Source organism: Sphingomonas sp. Leaf198, assembly GCF_001424005.1.
Taxonomy (GTDB): domain Bacteria; phylum Pseudomonadota; class Alphaproteobacteria; order Sphingomonadales; family Sphingomonadaceae; genus Sphingomonas.
Map to the genome: position 1 here is coordinate 323358 of NZ_LMPX01000001.1, position 20932 is coordinate 344289.

Genomic DNA, 20932 nt, shown 5'->3' on the forward strand with positions numbered 1-20932 from the left:
GGATGATGGAATGACCGATACGCTCGATCGCGCGACCGCGGCGCGGTTCGCCGGGCTGACGCTGGGGCATCTGACGCGCCAATGGCCGTACAAGCTCGATCAGGTGCTGGACGGCCCCGGCGACCTCGCGCTGCCGAAGACGCTGCACCCGGTATTCCACGGCAGTTTCGACTGGCACAGCTGCGTGCATGGCTGGTGGCAGGTGATGCGGCTCGCGCGGCTATATCCGGACATGCCCGAAGCCGCCGAGGTCGAGGCGGTAGCGGATCGGATGCTCGTTCCTGCGCTGATCGCGGGCGAGGTGGCCTATCTCGATCGGCCGGGCACCGGCGGGTTCGAGCGGCCTTACGGCTGGGGCTGGCTGCTAGCGCTGCATGACGAGCTGTCATTGCGGCCTGATCGGCTGTGGGCGGCGGCGGTCGAGCCGTTGGCACGCGCGTTCGCAGGCCGGTTTGCGGCGTACCTGCCGAAGCTGATCTATCCGGTCCGCAGCGGCAAGCACGACTGCACCGCGTTCGCGCTGGTCCACGCGCTGCGCTGGGCGCGGACGCACGACGCGACGCTCGCCGCGCTGATCGAGGCGCGCGCGGGGGACTGGTACGGCGACGATCGCGATTGCCGGCCGTTCGAGCCGAGCGGGGAGGATTTCCTGTCGGCGACGCTCTGCGAGGCGGCGTTGATGAGGGACGTGCTCGGGGCCGAGTTCGCACCGTGGCTGGCGGCGTTCCTGCCCGATCCGTTCGGTGCCGCGACGGCGTGCTTGCGCTCCCCCGCGATCGTCAGCGACCGGTCGGACGGCCGGCTCGCGCATCTCGACGGCGTGAACCTGTCGCGCGCGTGGTGCTGGCGGACGATCGCCGACGCGCTGCCCGATCCTGCCGCCGCCCGCGCCATCGCCGACGCGCACCTGGCGGAGGCGCTGCCGCACCTCGCGGACGATTACATGGGCGAGCATTGGCTGGCGACGTTCGCGCTGCTCGCGCTCAAGGCCGACTGATCGCGGATCGGCTGGAGAGAAGGGGTTAGCAGAGCGGACTAGGCTGCCTAAGGTCGCATCATCGAACGAAAGAGAGTGATGATGCAAAGACGCTTGCCGTTCCTGGCCTTGCTGGCCCTTTCGACCACCGCGCTGGCACAGACGCCCGCACCGACTTCGGCTCCGCCTCCGGCCGCAGACCCGAACGCGTATCTAGAGGACATCCACGGCGCGCGGGCGCTCGATACGGTCAAGCGGTGGAACACGCGGTCGCTCGCCGCGCTCGAAGCCAAGCCGGGTTATGCCGCGTATCGCCAGCGCGCGCTCGACCTGCTGCAGGACGCGCGCCAGATCGCGACGCCCGATCAGATTCTCGGCGATCAGGTCGTCAACCTCTGGCAGGACAAGGCGAATCCGCGCGGGCTGTGGCGGGTCGCGTCGCTCGCCTCGTTCGGCAGCGGCAAGCCGGTGTGGCGGACGCTGATCGACGTCGATGCGCTGGGCAAGGCCGAGAGCAAGAGCTGGGTCTGGAAGGGCGCGACCTGCCGATCGCCCTCCTACGATCGCTGCATGATCGCGTTGTCGAACGGCGGCGGCGACGCGGTGGTCGAGCGCGAGTTCGACATCCCCTCGGGCAAGTTCGTCGCGAACGGCTTCGTCGTACCGATGTTCAAGTCCGGAGTGAATTGGGCCGGGCCAGACGCGCTGTATGTCGCGACCGATTTTGGGCCGGACAGCCTCACCAGCTCGGGCCTGCCGCGGACCGCCAAGCTGTGGCGACGCGGCACACCGCTGTCCGCCGCGACCGAGATCGCCAGCGCCGCGCCGAGCGATGTCGGGATCAATACGGCGGTCTTCACCGAGGGCGACCGCCGCTATGCGCTGGTGTCGCGCGACGTCGATTTCTTCCATGCCAAGCGGAGTCATGTCGCTGCCGATGGCCGACTGGTGGCGACGCCGTTGCCCGACGATGCGGTGATCGACACGGTGCTCGATGGGCGGCTGATCGCGACGCTGTCGTCCGACTGGCGCGGCATTCCTGCCGGCGCGGTGGTCGCCTATGCGATCGCCGACGTGCTGGCGGGGCGCGCACCGACGATCGAGCGCGTGCTGGTGCCGACCGCCAAACAGGCCGTCGAACAGGTCGATTCGAGCAAGTCGGTGTTGTGGGTGAAGATGCTCGACGACGTGTCGGGGCGGCTGGTGTCGCTGACGCGGGGTGCGGACGGTGTCTGGACCCAATCGGTCGCGGCGTTGCCTACCGCGTCGACGATCCATCTTGAGGCGACCGCCGGCAAGGACGATCTGGCCTATGCGATGGTCGAGGGGTTCCTCAGCCCGCCTGCCTTGTATGCGGTCCGACCAGCTGTCAAGCCGGTCGCGGTCGACACACTGCCGGCGCGGTTCGATGCGTCCCGGATGCAGGTCGAGCAGCGGTTCGCGACGTCGAAGGACGGGACGAAAATCCCGTATTTCCTGGTGCGGAAAAAGGGCACGACTGGACCGGTGCCGGCACTCGTCCACGCCTATGGTGGGTTCCGCAACGCACAGACGCCGACCTATCTGGTCGACCAGCCCTACCGTTCCGGGCCGGCGGGCCTGTTCTGGGTCGAGGAGGGCAACGCGTTCGTGCTCGCCAACATCCGCGGCGGCGGCGAGTACGGCCCGCGCTGGCATCAGGCGACGCTGCGCGAGAACCGGCAAAAGGCGTATGACGATCTCCACGCGGTCGGTGACGATCTGGTGCGGAGCGGAGTCAGCGCCAAGCGCAAGATCGCGGTGTCGGGGCGGTCGAACGGCGGGTTGCTGGTCGGCGTGGCGATGGAGCAGCGCCCCGATCTCTATGGCGCGATCGTGATGGGATCGCCGTTGCTCGACATGCAGAAATACTCGCATCTGTCGGCGGGCGCGTCGTGGATGGGCGAATATGGCGATCCGGACAAGCCCGCCGACTGGGCGTTCATCGGGAAATACTCGCCGTACCAGAACCTGAAGCGCGGCGTGAGATACCCCGTGCCGTTCATCTACACCTCGACCGAAGACGACCGCGTCCACCCCGGCCACGCGCGCAAATTCGCCGCGCGGCTGGAGGCCTATGGCGACCCGTTCTTCTATTACGAGAACCCAGAAGGCGGCCACGCGGCGGGCGCCGACAAGATCGAGGACGCCAAGCGCGCCGCGCTCGTCACCGTCTATCTGAACGCGCAACTCGCACCACAACGCTGATCGTTAGGAATTCATGATGCGTAATGTCCGTCTGTTGCTCGGGGTCGCGATGCTGGCGCTGCCCGTGTCGTCGATCCCTGCGCCCGTGCTGGCCGCGCAAGCCGAGACGAGCGCGTTCGCGTCGCTGTCGAAGCGCTATGTCGATGGCCTCGCGCGACTCAATCCGTCGTCGGCGACCGCGCTCGGCGATCACCGGTTCGACACGCAGATCACCGACATGTCGGCCGCAGGACGCGCCAGGCGAGAGGCGTTCTCGAAGGCTATGCTCGCCGATCTCCAGCGGATCGACCGCAAAGCCCTGTCGCGCGAGGAGCAGGTCGATGCGGCGTTGCTCGACAATGCGCTCCGTTACGACATCTGGGATACCGAGACGCTCGGCGGTTGGGCGTGGGATCCGCAGGTCTATAACGACATCGCCGGCAGCTCGCTCTATTCGCTCGCCGCGCGGGACTTTGCGCCGTGGCCGCAGCGCCTGAACGCGGCGACCGCGCGGATGGCGGCGCTTCCCGCGTTGCTGGCGCAGGCGCGCGCGAACATCGTCCCCGCCCGCGTGCCGTCGATCTACGCGACGACCGTGGCGAAGCAGAACAGCGGCATCGTCGACATCGCCGAGACCATGCTCGCGCCGCACAAGAGCGAATTGTCCGCAGCGGACGCCAAGCGGTTCGACGCCGCGCTCGTTAAACTGAAGGCGGCGGTCGCCGAGCATCAGGTCTGGCTCGACAAGACCCTCGTCCCCGCTGCGAAGGGCGACTTCCGCCTCGGCGCGGCGCTCTACGACAAGAAGCTCGGCTTCGCGCTGCAATCCGACCTCACCCGGGCCGAGATCAAGCGACGCGCGCAGGCCGCGATCGTCGACACGCGTGCGCAGATGTACGCGATCGCGCGCCAGATTTTCGGCGCCAAGAAGGGCGCGCTGCTGCTTCCCGACAAGCCGTCCGAAGCGCAGCAACAGGCCGCGATCCAGCTCGCACTCGAACTCACTTACGCAAAGCGTCCGGCACGCGACGGCATGATCGACGCTTCGGCCAAGGCGCTGGCGCAGGCGACCGCGTTCGTCCGCGACAAGGGGCTGGTCGGCATGCCCGACAGCCCGGTGAAGATCATCACCATGCCCAAGTTCCAGCAGGGCGTCGCAGTTGCGTACTGCGATTCACCCGGCCCGCTCGAGAAGAACCTCGGCACGTTCTTCGCCGTCTCGCCGATCCCCGGCGACTGGACCGAGGCGCAGGCGACCTCGTTCCTCAGCGAATATAACGACTACATGATCCACGATCTGGCGGTGCACGAGGCGATGCCAGGGCATTATCTCCAGCTCGCGCATGCCAATGCGACACAGTCGACGCTGCGCGCGGTACTCGGCTCGGGGCCGTTCATCGAGGGCTGGGCGGTGTACGCCGAGGGCATGATGGCGGACGAGGGCTATCTGAACGGCGATCCGCTGTTCAAGCTCACCGTGCTCAAGATGCGGCTGCGCTCGATCTCGAACTCGCTGCTCGACATCGGCATCCACACCGAAGGCATGACGCGCGAGCAGGCGATGCACCTGATGACGCACACCGCGTTCCAGCAGGAGCGCGAGGCGGCGGGCAAATGGGTCCGCGCCTCGCTTGGCTCGACGCAGTTGCTGAGCTATTTTACCGGCTATTCGGAGCACATGGCGCTGCGGGAAGAGGCTAGAAAACGGCAGGGCGCGGCGTTCGACCTGAAGCGGTACAACGACGCGCTGCTGAACCACGGTTCGCCGCCGGTCCGCTACGTCCGCGAACTACTGTTCGATCTGCCGATCCAGTGAACGGCGTCGTCGGTGCGTAGTACGATCGTGAATCGGCACGTGAGTTCGGTTCACGATCGTGCAACGCGCATTCCGTGGAAAGAATTTCTGTGGGGCGTGATTGGTATTGCGGTCTGTCGGCGTTCCGCTTCAATCTCGTGTCAGGCCTGAAACAGCGAAGCAGCCTTGAGAACCTTCGTCACGCCGTGCGCGTCGGTGACGGCGTATGTAAATCCCGGAAGCAGGCAGAACGCGCCGACATTGCCCTTCGGGTCGAGCGCGAGGAAGCCGACTTGGACGCCACGGATGGCGTCGCCGCGCAGATGAGCGATATGGCGCACGACCTCTTCGCACGCTTTTTGCGGGGAGGCGCCCGACCGCATCGATGCGACGACGCGCGCCGACCCTGCGACCCGGGTGACTTCCTCGCCTAGCCCGGTCGAGGTTGCACCGCCGATGCCGGCCTCGACATAGAGGCCAGAACCGACCTGCGGCGAATCGCCGACGCGGCCGCGCATCTTGAACGCCATCCCTGAGGTAGTGCAGGCGCCGGCGAGACGGCCGTCCGCGCTGCGGGCGAGCAGGCCTATCGTGTCGTGATCGAGCGCGCCGCCGGCCGTGCGCGTGCGGTTCTCGCTATTGGCTTCGGGCTGGTATTTCGCGGTCTTGAGCCAATCCCGCCACGCCTTCTCGGATTCCGGAGTCAGCAGGGATTGCTGGGGAAACCCCTGATCGCGCGCGAACCGCGTCGCGCCCTCTCCGACCAGAAAGGTGTGCGGGGTCCGTTCCATGACTCGGCGGGCAACGGAAATCGCATGGACCGTATTCTCCAGTGCCGCGACCGCGCCGACCCCGCCTGCATCGTCCATGATGACCGCGTCGAGCGTGACGTGCCCGTCGCGGTCCGGATAACCGGCATAGCCGACGCTGTGGTTGGTCGGGTCCGCTTCGGGCACCATCGCGCCGGCCTCGACCGCATCGATCAGCGTGCCACCTGCTCCGAGCTTGGCAAATGCCGCTGCGTTCGCCGCCGCGCCGAAATCCCATGTCGAGACGATCATCGCGCCTTGGCGCCTAGACGTGCCCCCGGGGGCGGGAACGCCTGCCGCCTGCGCGTAGGATGCGGCCAATGACAGAGTTCCGCAGGTTCCCAGACCCGCGAGCAATGAGCGCCTTGTCGTCAACGGTCGATCCTCCATCGGGTGTATGTGCAGCATGCTACGCAGGCGCGGCCCACCCGCCAAGAGGTGACGCACATTTGCAACAATCCATCGTAAATGTTCCATAAAGGTATTGCATAGGTATTGACGGAACCAATTATCTGATCAAGCGTGCTGGGAGGAACTGCGCGGTCGTACGGCGCTGTCGGCCATAGGGGTAGGATATGAATTTCAGTCATTCGGTATCGCGCGTTGCGCTTGTGGGATCGCTCATGATCTGGGCCACGCCCGGAGTGGCGCAGGATGCCGCAGCGAGCCCGGTCGCTCCGGCCCAGGCCCCAGTTCAGGCTCCGGTTCAGGCCCCAGCCGAGGACAGCGTCAACACGCCCGCACAAGCCAAGGTCCAGGCCGACGCGACCACCGCAGTCGCTCCCGCCAACACCGATAGCGGCGCGAACCAGTCGATCGTCGTCACCGGATCGCGTATCCAGCGTCCCAACACGACCTCCGCCGCGCCGATCACCTCGGTGACCTCGCAGGACATTCGCGCGCAGGCGGCGGTCAACGTCGAGGACGTACTGAACCGACTGCCGCAGGTCGCGCCCGACAGCCAGCAGACCTATGCCGATTCGGACGGTCGCCAGCGGATCAAGCTGCGCAGCCTCGGCTTCGAGCGGACGCTCGTGCTGATCGACGGCAAGCGCATCGGCACGCAGAACGGCCAGGACGTCGGCATCATTCCCGCGACGCTGCTGGAGCGCGTCGACGTGCTGACCGGCGGCGCTTCGTCGGTGTACGGTTCGGACGCTGTCGCGGGTGTCGTCAACTTCATCCTCAAGAAGGATTTCGAGGGCATCCAGCTCGACGGCAACTATAATTTCTACAATCACAACAACAAGGATACGGTCGTGTCGCCGCTGGCACGCGCGGCGGGCTTCAACAGCGTTCGCGGCCTGACCAACGACGGCGGTCGTGCCGACCTCACGCTGACCGCCGGCAAGAAGTTCTTCGACGGCAAGCTGCGGATTTCCGGGTTCGCCAACTACAAGCATACCGACCCGGTATTGCTGTCGGATCGGTCGAACACCGGCTGCTATCTGACGCAGACGACCCTGAATGCGCCGATCTCGTGCGGCCTGACGCCGAGCAGCTCGACCAGCGGTCTCGTCACGCCGCTCAGCGGCGCGAACAAGGACGCGCAACTTGTCAACAATCCCAATGGTTCGCGCACCTTCGTCCCGTTCGGCGCGGGCCCCGGCAACGCCTCGAACTATTTCAACAATTACTCTTATCAGCGCCCCTCGGAGCGGATCAACGCCGGCGGCTTCGTCAGCTTCGACATCTCGCCCAACGCCGAGCTGTACGGCTCTGGTATCTGGTTCCGCGATAAATCGTACACCAACTATCCGGGGATCGCGGGCGGCAACGTCCAGGTCAACTGCAACAACCCATTTCTGTCCGGCTCGCAGGCCACCGCGATCTGCGGAGCGGCTGCCGGCACCGCCACGACCGCACCGATCAATATCGCCTATCGTCTCGGCGATAACAACGATCAGCCGGATACCTATCTGAACACCGGCGCCCGCTTTACAGCCGGTATCCGCGGCAAGGTCGGCAGCGCGTGGACCTATGATGTCGGCGGCGTCTATGCCCGCAACCATCAGGACTACACGCCTACCTTCGTCAATTCGACGCGGTTGCAGAATTCGATCAACGTCGGTGGTACGCTCGCGGCGCCGACCTGCGCCACGACCGCCGATGCCGGCTGCGTTCCGTTCGACGCGTTCAGCGCCGGCAACACCAATCCGGCGCTGGTCAACTATCTGTTGAACACGGGTACCGCCGTGACCACCGGCACGCTGTATGACGTGCAGGCCAACGTCACCGGCGACCTCGGCAAATACGGCATCACCTCGCCGTTCGCCGAGCAGGGCGTCGCTATCGCGCTGGGGACCGAGTATCGCAAGGATACGCTGAAATCGACCGCCGACGCGGCGTATCGCGGTGCCCTCGGCGGTACCGACAGCTATCTCAAGCAGGACGTCTGGGAAGCGAACGCTGAGCTCCAGGTCCCGCTGGTCGAGCATAAGCGATTTGCCGACCTGCTTCAGGTGAACGGTGGCTATCGCCTGTCGAAGTACAGCAGCAATCCGGACACCTTCAACACCTGGAAGGTCGAGGGCATCTACGCGCCCGTCAGCGATCTGACGTTCCGCGCCTCTTTCAACAAGGCGCAGCGCGCGCCGACGGTCACCGAAATTCGTCAGGCAACGAATATCGACTTCGCATCCGGCGGGGCTGGCACCTTCAGCGACTTCTGTGCGCCGACGGTCACCAATGGCCCCAACGGCGTAACGTTCGGCGCACCGGTTGCGTCGCGTGACGTGTGCCGGGCAACCGGTTTGTCCGATGCGCTCTATGGCAGCCAGTCCTTGCTCTGCAGCAACGGCACGACGCCGAACGGTTCGGCAGCGTGCACCGTCCGTTCGGGCGGCTTCACCGCCGAGCCGGAGACCGCCTACACGCAGACCTATGGCCTGATCGTGAAGCCGCGGTTCGTCCGTGGGCTGTTCTTCTCGGTCGACCGCTACCGGATCAAGATCAACGACTCGCTTGGCTTCAACGACTACAGCTACTACACCGACGGCTGTCAGCGTTCGAACGGCGACGCGTTCTTCTGTCAGGGCATCGTCCGTAACCCAGGCACGGGCACGTTGTTCTCCAACGCCAGCACCAATCCAACGACTGGCTTCATCCGGCAGGGTACGACCAACTACTACACGTCGATCGCGCGCGGCTATGATTTCCAGGCGCAGTATACGATGGACCTCGCGACGGTCGGCAAGATCGACTGGAACTTCAATGGGTCGTTGACGACGTTTGCGGGTGGCCAGGACTCGCCGGTCCAGCCGCAGCGCAACTGCGCCGGTTATTACGGCAATGGCTGCGGCCAGTTGATCCCGAAATGGTCGCACGGCCTGCGCGCGACCTACACGACGGTCGGCCGCGGTTTCAGCGCGTCGTTCAACTGGCGCTATGTCGGATCGCTGACCAATGCGGACAATTCGGGTGATCCGGCGATCGGCGGCACCGATGCGCGGGCACGGACCAGCTACTACCGGGTCGCGCCGCAGAGCTATTTCGATCTCGCGCTCAACTTCGCGATCGCCAAGCAGTTCTCGCTGCGTCTGATCGCGAACAACCTGTTCGACAAGAACCCGCCGATCGTGGTGGACTCGTACAACGTCGCGCTCGCGCGGACCAACACGATCCCGTCGCGCTACGACTCGCTCGGCCGCAACATCGCGATCGGTACCACGATCAAGTTCTGATCCTTTCTCTCCCCGACCTGAGGGCTCGCCAGCGATGGCGGGCCCTTTTTTTGTGCCTGACGACGTTGCGAAGGATTTACGGTCGGGGCCAGTTCGGCGGGGCGGTGCGTTACAGCATCGAAGGAGCCGACATGAAGATCATGACGCTACGATCCCCCGCGGGTCTCGACAATATCGCGATCGCCGAGCGGGACGATCCAGGCACGCCGCCGCCGGGCGCGATCCGGGTCGCGCTGCACGGCAGTTCGATCAATTTCCACGATCTCGGCGTCGCGCTCGGCCGGATGCCGACCGAAGACGGTCGCGTGCCGCTGTCCGATGGCGCGGGGATCGTTGATAGCGTTGGCGAGGGCGTGGCCGAGTTCGCGGTCGGCGATCATGTGGTGTCGTGCTTCTTTCCGGATTGGCAGGACGGCGCGCCCACCATCGGCGATTTCAGCCGCACGCCGGGCGACGGTATCGATGGGTTCGCGCAGACCCACGTTGTGCTGCCCGCAACCGCGTTCACCAAGGCACCCAAAGGCTATGATTCCGTCGAAGCCGCCTCGATCACGACTGCGGGCCTCACCGCGTGGCGCGCGCTGGTGGTCGACGGCAAGCTGAAGGCCGGGGACACGGTGCTCCTGCTTGGCACGGGTGGGGTCTCGATCTGGGCGTTGCAGATCGCCAAGGCGATGGGGGCGACAGTGGCGATCACATCGTCGTCCGACGAAAAGCTTGCCCGTGCCCGCGATCTAGGGGCCGACTTCACGCTCAACTATCGGAGCGAACCCGAGTGGGGGCGTAAAGTTGCGGACTGGGCCGGCGGGCGCGGCGTCGATCATGTAGTTGAGGTCGGCGGCCCCGGTACGCTGGCGCAGTCGATCGATGCGGTCAGGGTCGGCGGGCATATCTCGTTGATTGGGGTGCTGACGGGGATCGGCGGTGAGGTGCCGACCGCAGCGCTGATGGGCAAGCAAGCGCGGTTGCAGGGCCTGATCGTTGGCAGCCGTCGCGAGCAGCAGGATTTCGTCCGCGCGCTGGAGACGACCGCGATCCGCCCGGTGATCGACCGCCGTTTCGCGCTGGACGATCTCGCCGAGGCGTTCGCGTTCCAGCAGAGCGGCGAGCATTTCGGCAAGATCGGAATCGAGTGGTAAGGAGGATGACGAACATGGCCGAGACGAAGAACGCAATACTGTACCGGATGATCCTGCCGGATCACACCTGCCCGTTCGGCGTACGCGCGAAGACGATGCTGGAGCAGAACGGCTTCCAGGTCGAAGACCGGATCCTGCGGTCACGGGACGAAGTCGATGCGTTCAAGGACGAGCACGGCGTCGCTACGACTCCGCAGGTGTTCATCGATGGCGAGCGGATCGGCGGCAGCGACGATCTCGAGCGGTATCTCGCAGCATGACGACCAGCGAATCCGTCCCATCGGCCACAGGTCTGTCGCGCACTGCATCGGTGGCGATCGTCGCGGCAGTATTAGGCGTGAGCGCTGTGCTCGGTCGACGCAATGCCCCGGATCCGTCGCATCCGCGGATTCGGCGTTGGTACAAACGCCTCAACAAACCGAGCTTCACGCCACCCGACGCAGTCTTCGGCGCGGTCTGGCCGGTGCTCGAAACCGGGCTTGCGGTCGGCGGTTATCGTCTGCTTCGTCAACCCGCCGACAGCACGCATAACGCCGCGGTAGGCCTGTGGCTGCTCAACACCGGCATGATCGGCGCGTGGACCGAGATCTTCTTTCGCAAGCGCGATCTCGATGCGAGCGCGATCGCGTCCGGCGCGATGATCGTCAGCGGTGCCGCTTATGTCGCGACCGCCGCGAAGGTAGATCGTCCGGCGGCAATACTCGGCGCACCGTTCGTTGCGTGGCTGGGTTTCGCGACGGTTTTGGCCGCGCGGATTTCGGCGCGGAACGAAGATGGAGCCAAGACGGCCACATGACCAAATTGACGGTTTGGCATGACGGTTCCTGCCCGCTGTGTCGGCGCGAAATCGCGCTGATGCGGCGGCTGGATCGTCGCGGTGCGATCGAGTTCGTCGATGCGAGTGAGCCGGGCACGATCTGCCCGACTGACCGCGATGCGCTGCTGGCACGGTTCCATGCCTCGGAAGATGGTCGAATGCTGTCAGGCGCGGAAGCTTTCGCCGCGATGTGGCGCGCCATACCGGTGCTACGGCCGCTTGGGCTCGTGGCCAAAAATGCCGTAGTCCTGGCGTTCCTCGAGCGAACGTATCGGGGATTCCTCCGCGTTCGCCCGAGGCTTCAGGCGCTGATGCGCTGACTTACCACGCGTCTCATCGCCGGTATCTGGCGATCAACGCCCGGCGCAGCATCCGGTCTTCGAGCGAGTAATACAGCGCGATCTGGTCCCCATGCGCGACCGTCGAGGCCGCGAATGCGATGTCGGTGGCATCGCGACTGACGGCGGGTGGGGGGAGCAGCAATGGCTCGATCCCGCGGCCGGTGACGCGCGCGAAGTCCGGGCTGAAGCTGATCCAGCCGATCCGCCAGCGGGCATCGTGCGTCGCGCCATTGTAGAACATCACCGGATCTTCGCCCGGCATCTGCCACATCGGACCGGTCGAGAGGTGCCAATTGTCCCAGCTGTCGTCGCGGATGCCGAACGGGTCGGGCTGGACCGTCCACGGTCCTTTGGCGGTCGGCCCGGAGGCCATGCCGATCCGCGACGCGCCCTGCGCGGCATATTCGTAGAACAGCCGCCAGTCGCCCGAATCGGTCTGCGCGAGCGTCGCTTCCTTGATGTTGCCTTCGCCGGGCGGGGCTTTCAGGACCAGATCCTGCTTGGTCAGCGCGGTGAGGTCCAACCCTGCCGCCAGGATCATGCAGCCCTGCGACCGGGCCGCATCGACGCCGGTGTAATAGACGAGATATTCGTTGTTCGGGGTCACCAGGACGGTTGGGTCCTCGCATCCTCCGAGATCCTCGGCGCCGGGGCCCGGGACGATCGCAAGCCCCGGGTCCATCGTGAAGGTCAGGCCATCGCGGCTCTCCCCGCGCGCGATGACGCCGGTCGGATCATGCGGGCCAAGCGGGTTGGGCACGCCGCGCACCATGATCCGGTGGAGATTGCCTTCCTTCCAGACGAAGGGGCTCATCAGGTCCATGCCATCGATCACCGAGCCTGCGGAAATGGCGACCGTGTCGAGCTGTTCGACCGCGTAAGTGATCATCGGTCAGGCGCCCTGTGCAACGGTCAGCGACAGCGCGCCGTCGATCGTGACGGTGGTGCCGGTGATATAGTCCGCGGCGGGGGACAGCAGGAACGCGACGAGCGCCGCAACCTCGTCAGGACGACCGGCACGCTTCCACGGTATCGCCGCTTCCTTGGTCGCCAGCTCCTTCGGATTGTCCACCGCGGACTGGTTCATCGGCGTCAGGATCATGCCCGGTGCCACGCCGTTTACCGCGATGCCCTTGGGCGCCAGTTCGAGCGCGAGCGTCGCGGTCAACTGAGCCAGCCCGCCCTTTGCCGAATCGTAATCGACGCCGCCGGGGCGGGGCGCGCGCTCGTGGATCGACGAGATATTGACGATACGGCCCTTGGCGCCCTTCGCTTCGAGCCCGCGTACCAGTCGCCGGCAGGTGAGGAACGGCCCGTAGAGATCCGAGCGGATGACGCGGTCGAACTGCGCCAGTTCCATGTCGGCGAGCATCACGCCGCTCATGTTGAGCCCGGCCGAATTGACCAGCAGGCTGACCGTGCCGAACGCAGACTCGGCTTGCGCGAACAGCCGTTCGATCGCCGCCTCGTCGCCGACGTCGGTCTGGACGGCAATCGCGCGCTCCTCGCCGCCGATCACTGCACAGACGGCATGCGCCGCGTCGGCATCTTTGAAATAGGTGATGACGACGCGCGCGCCGGATTCACCCAGGGTCTTGGCGCAGGCGGCGCCTATCCCGGACTCGCCCCCGGTCACAATGACCACCTGATCGTCGAACAGGTTCATCGTATCGTTCTCCGTAAAACATGACGGCTAAGGGGACGTCATTTCGGAGGTCGCAACGCACCATCGATACCAAGGATGCGTCTGTATACGATGACATCTATGTCACGATCCGCACCGTCCGAAACGGCCGGATCAAGGGCGGATCTGGCCGCTCCCCTGGACGAGATATTTGTAGCTCGTCAGCTGCTCGACCCCAACCGGTCCGCGCGCGTGCAGCTTGCCGGTGGCGATGCCGATCTCGGCGCCCATGCCGAATTCGCCGCCGTCCGAAAACTGCGTCGAGGCATTGTGCATCACCACCGCGCTATCGATCGCGAGCATGAACCGGCGCGCGGCGGCGGTGTCGCGCGTGAGGATTGCATCGGTGTGCCCCGACGAATGCTCGGCGACGAAGGCGATCCCCGCCTCGAGCCCATCGACGATCTTGATCGAGGCGATCGCGTCGAGATATTCGGTATCCCATGCGTCCGCGCCTGCGGTCGCGAGCCTTGGTTCGATCGCGACCGCCTCGGCGTCGCCGCGCAGTTCGCAATCGGGCATTGCGTCGACCAGCGCAGGGAGCAGCGCGGACGCGATCGCACGATCGACGACGATGCTTTCGGTCGCGCCGCACACGCCGGTCCGGCGCAGCTTGGCGTTGCGGATGATCGCCACCGCTTCGGCGACGTCGGCCTCGGAGTGGACATAGCTGTGACAATTGCCGTCGAGATGGAGCAGTGTCGGCACGCGCGCCTCGCGCTGTACCAGTTCGACCAGACTACGACCGCCGCGCGGGATGGCGAGATCGACATGGTCGACCGCACGGAGCAGTTCGCCGACGACCTGGCGGTCGGGCGTGTCGACGGTCTGGACCGCGGTTTCGGGGAGACCGGCGGCCCTGAGCCCGGTCTGCATGCACGCGACGATCGCAGCGGTCGAACGGCGGCTTTCGGATCCGCCACGCAGGATGATCGCGTTGCCCGATTTGATGCAGAGCCCGCTGGCGTCGGCCCCGACATTGGGGCGCGATTCGTAGATCATCGCGATCACGCCGATCGGCACAGCGACGCGGGTGATCTCCAGTCCGTTCGGCCGCGTGAACCGCGCCAGCTCGCGACCGACCGGGTCGGGCAGTTCGGCAATATCGTCGAGCGCCTGCGCCATCGCCTCGATCCGTGGTTCGTCGAGCCGGAGCCGATCGAGGAAAGACTCGGGTTTGCTGTCGGCGACGCTCGCCACGTCCGCGGCATTGGCCTCTAGCAGCGTCGGCACCGCATCACGCAGAGCGACGGCGGCGGCGCGCAGAGCCTGGTTTCGCGCTGCGCCGTCGCTGACGGCAAGGCGCCGCGCCGCGCGTCGCGCGTTATCGCCCAGCCGTCTCACCAGTTCGGCGGCGGCGCCGGGGGCGGGGTCGCTTGCGGCGCGGGCAGGGATCACGTCCATCACGGTCATCGACAGTCTTTCCAGTCGGCAGGTTGCGGTACTCGCCCAGACCCTGCCGACCTCTTACCGTCGCGACTGCCCATGGCGCAATCGCGACGGGCAGTCTCGACGGCCGCGTCAGTCGATGTCGACGGGGTTGGTGACGATGATCGTCGGTCGTCCCGCGGCGAGATCGCGGGCAGCCAGACTGAAGGCCTTGAAATGGTCGGAGGCCATGTGCTGCTGCACGGCGGCATCGTCGACATACAACTCGTTGAACACGAAGCGCTGCTCTCCCTCGGCTTCGCGCCACAACTCGTAGTGCAGAACGCCGGGTTCGGCCCGCGAGGCGGCGACGCAGGTCTTGGCAGCGGCGATGAAGGCGTCATCCTTGCCCGGCAGCACGGACACCAGCGCGACGATTTTCACGGTCATGTATCTCTCCTGTTTTCGTAGCGTCCGCCGTGCTCCCGCCGCCGCCGCGACGCAACCGTCTCGTTCAACCGCACAGCCCTGCCGGCGGACCGACGGGTGCCGCCACCGAGGGTGGACCTTGCAGCGAGGGCGAGGCGGTCGGACGGGTGAGATCCGTGGCGGCGGCATAATAGGGGTTGGCCTCCGCCTCGGCGAGCGTGACGAAGCGGAATCCCATCGACGTGTAGAGGCTCAGCAGTCTGGGCAGCATGCGTGCATCGAACGCTCCGACGTGCATCAGCAGCACATAGGGAATGTCGTGCCCGAGTTGTGCCTTGGCACGCGCGCGCGATGCGAGCGCCGCGGTGCGCGCCGCCGCGAGATATCCGGTTTCGAGCGTCGTGATCGCCGCCCGATCGCGCTTGGCGGCGCAGGCGGCGTAGGGCGGATTCCAATTATAGTCGTCGAAGCTCATCGTGACCGCGGCGACGCGGTAGCCACGCCCCTTCAGCGCGGCGCGGACGGCGTCGCGGTCTGCGATCGACTTGCCTTCGGACAGGAACGGGTAGCGGAACCAGTGCCAGTCGGTGCCTTTGGCGACACGCGCGAGCGGGGCTTCGTTGCGGACGATATCGGCGACGAACGCGCTGGCGCCGACCTTCGCCAGATCGCCGTGCGAATAGGTGTGATTGCCGAGTGGCAGTCCCGCGGTGCGCCATGCCGCGATCGCGGCTGCGGCATCGGCCGGGTGATCCAGTCCGAACCCCGCATTCATGAACCCGAAGGCGGGTACTCGGGCCGTAGCGAGCGCGGTGGTGATACCCCGGATCACGTCGGCGCGTGTCTGTCCGGGCGCGAGCGGACCGTGGGCCGGGATATCGTCGAAGGTGAGCGCGATCGCCGGGCGCGTATCCGCGCTGCTCTTCAAGGGCACTGGGGCGACGGGAACCGGGGCGACCGCACCGATCACCTGGCGCGTCGTCTTGCCGAACAGGGTCAGCGGAACCGCCTCGCCCATCTTGCGATACCCCGCCTCGGACGGGTGGAGGTGGTCGCCTGAATCATACGCCGGGGCGAGCCGGTCGGGATGCTCGGGGTCGCGCATCACGCGGTCGAAATCGATCACCGCGTCGAACGTGCCGGACGTGCGGATGAAGGTGTTGATCGCCTGGCGGTCGGCTTCGGTGGCGGGGCCGGGGTGGTAATAGTCGTTGCCCCCGAACGGCGTGATCGTGCTGCCGATCATCTTGATGCCGTGAGCATGCGCGCGCGCCACGAGCTGGGTGTAAGCTCCGGTGACCTGCGCGACGATCGCCGCGTGCTGCGCGGGCGTCGCGGGCGCTTCTCGGGTCAGCACGCCGAGGTCGTTGACCCCTTCGAGGAGGATCGCCCAGCGCACCCTGCTGCGCGCGACGACGTCTCGGTCGAACCGCGCCATCAGATTGGGACCGAGCCCGTCGAGCAGGATGCGATTGCCGCCGATCCCGGCATTGACGACGCCGATCCCGCGCGTCGCCCGGGTGCCACGGAGGCGTTCGGCGAGAACGTCGGTCCACCGCGTGTTGTGGTTGGGCTTTACGCCATAGCCGTCGGTGATCGAGTCGCCGATCGCCACGATCGTGCCGGTGTTTGCGCCCATGGTCGTGGCACCCGACACTTCGAGATCGGCGAGCGCGTACCAGTGGGTCGTCTGTTTTGCGCCGGTGAACCCCGGATCAGCGACGTGATCGCCGGCCAGCGTGTAGCTGAAAGCGCGAGCGCCGGGGTGGCCGGTCTGCGGGACGGCAGCTTCGGGTAGATACAGGCTGATGGCAACGTCGGCGCCGGGCGCGACCGGCAACGCAATGGGGTCGGAATAGAGTTCGGCGCCTGCCGGAATGACCGCTCCCGTCTGCCCGGCGAACGTCAACGGCGCGCCACCGCCGACCTGGGGTGTGGCGGGCGCGGTCGTTCGCGCGATCCGGGCCGAACCGATCGCGAGCGGTCGCGTGCCGAATGCGTTGGACAGACGCACGCGGACCCGGTCTCCGCCCGCCGAAAGCCGGATGATCTGGCGTAGCGTGACGGCGGCCGCGCGATCGGCGGGCAGCGCATTGTCGCCGTCCGCGATCATCTGCGACGATCCCCAGCTGGCGATCCAGTGCGGGGCGGACACGTGCCGGGTGGAGACGTGGCGGGCGGTATCGCGCGCGTCGGCGCTCGCGACCATCAGCACGCCGGCGAGGATTGCGGTTGCCCAACGGCTCATCGGTCGATCCTTGCAGTCTTTGCATCGTGGCGAGGCTTGCGGGCAGGCGCTGCTGCGATCGCGCCCGCAATGGCTGCGCGCATCGGCTTTGCGACGAATGCCGCGTCGTACGGGCAGGGGCGGCGACGCGCTTTGTCGGCCCGCGGCTCGAACCCCTCGATCCAGCTGTAGCGATCGGTCATCCCCCACAGCATGATGTCTCGCAGCGAGGGGTAGGCCAGCATCAGGTCGAGATAGCCGCGGGTATAGTCCGCGACCGCCCGATCGCGCACCGCGATATCCGCGGGCAGCGCGTTATCGCGGACGTCGAGCTCGGTGATGACCAGATCATAGCCCATCGCCGTCACCGCATCGAGGAAACGCCGCCACTCCCCCTCCATCGCGGCGATCGTCGCGCGCGTATCGATACCTTGCGTGACGATATGCGATTGGACGCCGAGCGCATCGACGGGGATTTTTCGCCGCCTGAAACCCTCGAGCAGCTTGAGCACGCCCGCACGGTGGTGCGCGTTGCCGGGCTCCCAGCTCATATAATCGTTGTAGACTAGCTGCGCATGAGGCGCCGCCGCGCGCGCGGTGTGGAACGCGAGATCCAGCGTCGCCTCGGGCCCGCCCAGCGCGCGCGACAACGCGGTCTGGTACAGGCTTCCGTCCGCCGGTGTCACCGCCTCGTTGACGACATCGTAACTGCCGATTCGGGATCCGTAGCGTTGGCAGACGGTGGTGATGTGCGCGACGAGCATCTGCTCCGCAGCCCGTTGCGGATTTGCACCGAAGTCGTGCGTTTCCTCCCAGCGAGGCATCCATTTGGTCTGGTGCCACAGGAGATTGTGGCCGCGCACCGGCAGTCCGTTCGCCTTGGCCCAGGCCATCATCGCGTCCATGTGTGTAAAGTCGAAACTGGTCGCGGTGGGCCGGATCGCCTGCCATTTCATCTGGTTCTCGGGGACCAGAAGTCCGCAATCCCGTTTGAGCAACGCGGCATAAGCGGGGTTCGCGAACGAGCCTCGATCGGCGCCCGGGGGACTCCAGCCGAAACAGGATCCCAGTCGCATGCCTTGCGGCGCCGCGATCGACTGAAGCCCGGTCCCGTCCGTCCTTGGTGCTTTTGAACTTTGGAACGGAACCTTGGCACTGGCGCACGCCGAAACCGCTATTCCGCCGAGCATCGCAAGCCCGCGGCGTCGCGTGATCTCACCCGACATCTGCCGATTTCTCATGCGTTTGCGCCTTCCTTCGAACGACAAGCCGGGCGGCATGGCTGGGGGCCAAACCTGTGGGATATCAGGTACATCATTGCGGGTTGCCCGGAGCATAGGGAAAACGCTGCGCCTTGTACCACGCGAGGTCATGCGCGGGCGGCGCGGTACCGGCGGGGAGCGCCCGACCATTGACCGACATCCAATAGGCAAGGCTCGCATCGCGCCACCACTGAGCTTCGCGTTGTTGCACGGCCAGATAGGTGGCGGTCTTTGCCCAGCGCTCGGCATCGATATCGGGTTTGAGCGCGTCCCATTTGCGGCGCATGTCCGCGACATAGGCGACGCCCGTGTCATAATCATGGACCATCTCCGCCCATAATGTCCGGCCCGACGCCATCCGCCGATCCCAGGTAACATGGTGGAACCACAGCAACTCGCGTTCCGGCGTCGTTGCCGGATCGCCTAGCTTGCGTGCGAGGGCGGGGGCGTATTGCGCGACCGCGTTGCTGCCGGTGCGGGTCCGGTCGAAGCCGATCCCGGCCTTGTCGGCGCGGTGGTAATAGACCGGGTTCCATTCGGGACGCTTGAGGTCGGCGATCCACGGTCCGGGACCGTAATGATGCCCCGTCGCCATGACGTGCGCGAGGCCCAAAGGCGTCATATAATCGACCACCGCCTCGCGCGATCCCATCATCATCGCGACGATCGGATCGACGATCTTGGGCGAGGGGGCGAAGGTCATCGCCGCCCATTCGCGCGCGACCGGTGCGGCGCCGAGCGTCGGGTCCCACGCCATCCGGCCGAACGCGTACCAGTTCGCCTGGTTGAACGTCGAGCCCGCCCAGTCGCGGTCGCGGCCGATGTTGGCGACCCCCGCCATCCCGGTCAGCGTGTGGCCTTCGACCGAGCCATCGACGACGTCGGCGACGGTCTCGCCCGGCCGCTGCATCGTCTCGCTGCCGAGCGTCTCGGCGAATAGCGGGCCGAGATACGCAAGGTGCGTGGCGAAACCGAGATATTCCTTGGTGATCTGGAATTCGATCATCAGCGGGGTCTTAGGCATCGCCCCGAACAGCGGATGGAACGGCTCGCGCGGCTGGAAGTCGATCGCGCCGTTCTTGACCTGGACGATGACGTTGGGTGCGAACTTACCGTCGAGTGGCTTGAATTCGGTATAGGCCTGCTTCGCACGGTCCTCGGGGTCGGTTTCCGCGTAGACGAACGCACGCCACATCACGATGCCGCCATGCGGGCGCACCGCGGCGGCGAGCATGTTGGCGCCGTCGGCGTGGCTGCGATGATAGTCGCGCGGGCCGGGCTGGCCCTCGCTGTTCGCCTTGACCAGGAACCCGCCGAAATCGGGGATGCTGCGGTAGATCTCGTCGCTCTTCGCCTTCCACCATGCCGCGACCTGGGGATCGAGCGGATCGGCGGTCTTCAGGCCGCCGAGTTCGATCGGGGCCGAGAACCGCGCCGACAGATACACCTTGATCCCGTAGGGGCGGAACACGTCGGCGAGTGCGGCGGCCTTTGCGATATACGGCGCGGTGAGGCTGTCGGCCTTCGCGTTGACGTTGTTGAGGACGGTGCCGTTGATCCCGATCGACGCGTTGGCGCGCGCGTAGTCCGTGTAGCGCGGGTCGTGGAAATCGGGGAGCGTCCACCAATCCCACAGCGATGCGCCGGCATAGCCACGCTCGACCACGCCATCGAGATTGTCCCAGTGGTTCAGCACACGCAGTTTCACGCGCGGCGTCGAGGTCAGGTCGATCCGGTCGAGGCTGCCGCCGGTCTGGAGGTGACGCAGCAAGGCGAAGCTGCCGTAAAGCACGCCGCGATCGGTGTTGGCGGTGACGAGGAGTACCCGGCGATTGCCGAGCGTGACCTGGCGGACGCGGTACCCCTCGTCGCCAAGCGCTGCGAGCGGAAGGTGCAATGTGGCGACGGCGCGGTCGTCGGCGGTGGCGAGCAGGATGGTTGGCGCGCTCGTGCCGAACAAAGCCGCGCCCCGCCGAAGTTCCTCGGTCGCCGCGTGAAACGTCGGCGTATTGCCGCGCGCTTCGATCGTCGGAACGCGGTGCGTACTCGTGGCCGCCTGCGTTCGATATCGAAGCCAGAGGTCGTAACCGTCTTCGGCATAGGCCATTTCGGTCATACCAATTATCGCCGCAAAAAGCAGCGCGAACCTAACGAACGATCGGCTGAATGCCGTCATAATCCTCTCCCGCGGTTCCAC

At 66.1% G+C, this 20932-nt stretch carries 16 protein-coding genes; 8 read left to right on the forward strand and 8 right to left on the reverse strand.

The window, feature by feature from the left end:
- Window positions 1-10 precede the first annotated feature (10 nt).
- The 3 genes from ASG20_RS01580 (at window position 11) to ASG20_RS01590 (ending at window position 4997) form a co-directional block, all read left to right on the forward strand.
- On the forward strand, window positions 11-997 hold the full coding sequence (locus tag ASG20_RS01580) for a DUF2891 domain-containing protein (protein WP_056047655.1): 987 nt from the start codon (window positions 11-13) through the stop codon (window positions 995-997).
- An 81-nt stretch (window positions 998-1078) separates the two neighbouring features.
- Window positions 1079-3202 carry a prolyl oligopeptidase family serine peptidase gene (locus tag ASG20_RS01585; RefSeq protein WP_056050258.1) on the forward strand — a complete coding sequence of 708 codons (2124 nt, stop codon included), beginning with the start codon at window positions 1079-1081 and terminating at the stop codon, window positions 3200-3202.
- A 16-nt stretch (window positions 3203-3218) separates the two neighbouring features.
- A complete protein-coding gene (locus tag ASG20_RS01590; RefSeq protein ID WP_056050260.1) occupies window positions 3219-4997 on the forward strand; it encodes a DUF885 domain-containing protein in 1779 nt (592 codons plus the stop codon).
- Between the two features lie 140 nt (window positions 4998-5137).
- Here the strand turns inward: ASG20_RS01590 and ASG20_RS01595 are convergent, their stop codons facing one another.
- Entirely contained in the window at window positions 5138-6175 is a 1038-nt protein-coding gene (locus ASG20_RS01595; RefSeq protein WP_156364090.1) for a N(4)-(beta-N-acetylglucosaminyl)-L-asparaginase, read from the reverse strand.
- Window positions 6176-6408: 233 nt separating this feature from the next.
- On the opposite strand from ASG20_RS01595, the gene ASG20_RS01600 reads away from it, so the two are divergent.
- The 5 genes from ASG20_RS01600 (at window position 6409) to ASG20_RS01620 (ending at window position 11744) form a co-directional block, all read left to right on the forward strand.
- On the forward strand, window positions 6409-9468 hold the full coding sequence (locus ASG20_RS01600) for a TonB-dependent receptor domain-containing protein (protein WP_231420356.1): 3060 nt from the start codon (window positions 6409-6411) through the stop codon (window positions 9466-9468).
- A 131-nt stretch (window positions 9469-9599) separates the two neighbouring features.
- Entirely contained in the window at window positions 9600-10607 is a 1008-nt protein-coding gene (locus ASG20_RS01605) for a zinc-dependent alcohol dehydrogenase family protein (RefSeq protein ID WP_056047664.1), read from the forward strand.
- A 14-nt stretch (window positions 10608-10621) separates the two neighbouring features.
- Window positions 10622-10867, forward strand: a complete 246-nt coding sequence (locus tag ASG20_RS01610) for a glutaredoxin domain-containing protein (protein WP_056050262.1) — start codon at window positions 10622-10624, stop codon at window positions 10865-10867.
- The gene (locus ASG20_RS01615; protein WP_056047667.1) at window positions 10864-11403 is read left to right on the forward strand and encodes a TspO/MBR family protein; all 540 of its coding nucleotides are present in this window, start codon (window positions 10864-10866) and stop codon (window positions 11401-11403) included. Before ASG20_RS01610 ends, ASG20_RS01615 begins: the two co-directional genes overlap by 4 nt.
- A complete protein-coding gene (locus ASG20_RS01620; RefSeq protein WP_056047670.1) occupies window positions 11400-11744 on the forward strand; it encodes a thiol-disulfide oxidoreductase DCC family protein in 345 nt (114 codons plus the stop codon). Before ASG20_RS01615 ends, ASG20_RS01620 begins: the two co-directional genes overlap by 4 nt.
- A gap of 13 nt (window positions 11745-11757) precedes the next feature.
- On the opposite strand, the gene ASG20_RS01625 is transcribed toward ASG20_RS01620, so the two are convergent.
- The 7 genes from ASG20_RS01625 to ASG20_RS01655 form a co-directional block, all read right to left on the reverse strand.
- On the reverse strand, window positions 11758-12654 hold the full coding sequence (locus ASG20_RS01625) for a glycosidase (RefSeq protein WP_056047673.1): 897 nt from the start codon (window positions 12652-12654) through the stop codon (window positions 11758-11760).
- Between the two features lie 3 nt (window positions 12655-12657).
- Window positions 12658-13431 carry an SDR family NAD(P)-dependent oxidoreductase gene (locus ASG20_RS01630; protein ID WP_056047675.1) on the reverse strand — a complete coding sequence of 258 codons (774 nt, stop codon included), beginning with the start codon at window positions 13429-13431 and terminating at the stop codon, window positions 12658-12660.
- A gap of 132 nt (window positions 13432-13563) precedes the next feature.
- Complete coding sequence (locus ASG20_RS01635; RefSeq protein ID WP_201780697.1) at window positions 13564-14853, reverse strand: glutamate-5-semialdehyde dehydrogenase; 1290 nt, start codon at window positions 14851-14853, stop codon at window positions 13564-13566.
- Window positions 14854-14970: 117 nt separating this feature from the next.
- Window positions 14971-15267: a putative quinol monooxygenase gene (locus tag ASG20_RS01640; protein ID WP_082470682.1), complete on the reverse strand. Its 297-nt coding sequence runs from the start codon at window positions 15265-15267 to the stop codon at window positions 14971-14973.
- Between the two features lie 64 nt (window positions 15268-15331).
- Complete coding sequence (locus tag ASG20_RS18855; protein ID WP_231420354.1) at window positions 15332-17494, reverse strand: GDSL-type esterase/lipase family protein; 2163 nt, start codon at window positions 17492-17494, stop codon at window positions 15332-15334.
- A complete protein-coding gene (locus tag ASG20_RS01650) occupies window positions 17491-18714 on the reverse strand; it encodes an endo-1,4-beta-xylanase (RefSeq protein ID WP_231420353.1) in 1224 nt (407 codons plus the stop codon). Before ASG20_RS01650 ends, ASG20_RS18855 begins: the two co-directional genes overlap by 4 nt.
- 73 nt (window positions 18715-18787) lie before the next feature.
- Window positions 18788-20851, reverse strand: coding sequence for an alpha-glucuronidase family glycosyl hydrolase (locus tag ASG20_RS01655; RefSeq protein ID WP_231420352.1), 2064 nt, complete (start codon window positions 20849-20851; stop codon window positions 18788-18790).
- Window positions 20852-20932 lie beyond the last annotated feature (81 nt).

Excerpts from the sequence above, each read along its gene's own strand:
- ASG20_RS01640 (WP_082470682.1), bottom strand. The coding sequence starts at position 15,267 with ATGACCGTGAAAATCGTCGCGCTGGTGTCCGTGCTGCCGGGCAAGGAT.
- ASG20_RS01590 (WP_056050260.1), top strand. The coding sequence starts at position 3,219 with ATGCGTAATGTCCGTCTGTTGCTCGGGGTCGCGATGCTGGCGCTGCCC.
- ASG20_RS01600 (WP_231420356.1), top strand. The coding sequence starts at position 6,409 with ATGATCTGGGCCACGCCCGGAGTGGCGCAGGATGCCGCAGCGAGCCCG.
- ASG20_RS01620 (WP_056047670.1), top strand. The coding sequence starts at position 11,400 with ATGACCAAATTGACGGTTTGGCATGACGGTTCCTGCCCGCTGTGTCGG.
- ASG20_RS01580 (WP_056047655.1), top strand. The coding sequence starts at position 11 with ATGACCGATACGCTCGATCGCGCGACCGCGGCGCGGTTCGCCGGGCTG.
- ASG20_RS01610 (WP_056050262.1), top strand. The coding sequence starts at position 10,622 with ATGGCCGAGACGAAGAACGCAATACTGTACCGGATGATCCTGCCGGAT.
- ASG20_RS01655 (WP_231420352.1), bottom strand. The coding sequence starts at position 20,851 with ATGACCGAAATGGCCTATGCCGAAGACGGTTACGACCTCTGGCTTCGA.
- ASG20_RS18855 (WP_231420354.1), bottom strand. The coding sequence starts at position 17,494 with ATGAGCCGTTGGGCAACCGCAATCCTCGCCGGCGTGCTGATGGTCGCG.
- ASG20_RS01630 (WP_056047675.1), bottom strand. The coding sequence starts at position 13,431 with ATGAACCTGTTCGACGATCAGGTGGTCATTGTGACCGGGGGCGAGTCC.
- ASG20_RS01585 (WP_056050258.1), top strand. The coding sequence starts at position 1,079 with ATGCAAAGACGCTTGCCGTTCCTGGCCTTGCTGGCCCTTTCGACCACC.
- ASG20_RS01625 (WP_056047673.1), bottom strand. The coding sequence starts at position 12,654 with ATGATCACTTACGCGGTCGAACAGCTCGACACGGTCGCCATTTCCGCA.
- ASG20_RS01605 (WP_056047664.1), top strand. The coding sequence starts at position 9,600 with ATGAAGATCATGACGCTACGATCCCCCGCGGGTCTCGACAATATCGCG.
- ASG20_RS01595 (WP_156364090.1), bottom strand. The coding sequence starts at position 6,175 with ATGGAGGATCGACCGTTGACGACAAGGCGCTCATTGCTCGCGGGTCTG.
- ASG20_RS01615 (WP_056047667.1), top strand. The coding sequence starts at position 10,864 with ATGACGACCAGCGAATCCGTCCCATCGGCCACAGGTCTGTCGCGCACT.
- ASG20_RS01635 (WP_201780697.1), bottom strand. The coding sequence starts at position 14,853 with ATGGACGTGATCCCTGCCCGCGCCGCAAGCGACCCCGCCCCCGGCGCC.
- ASG20_RS01650 (WP_231420353.1), bottom strand. The coding sequence starts at position 18,714 with ATGAGAAATCGGCAGATGTCGGGTGAGATCACGCGACGCCGCGGGCTT.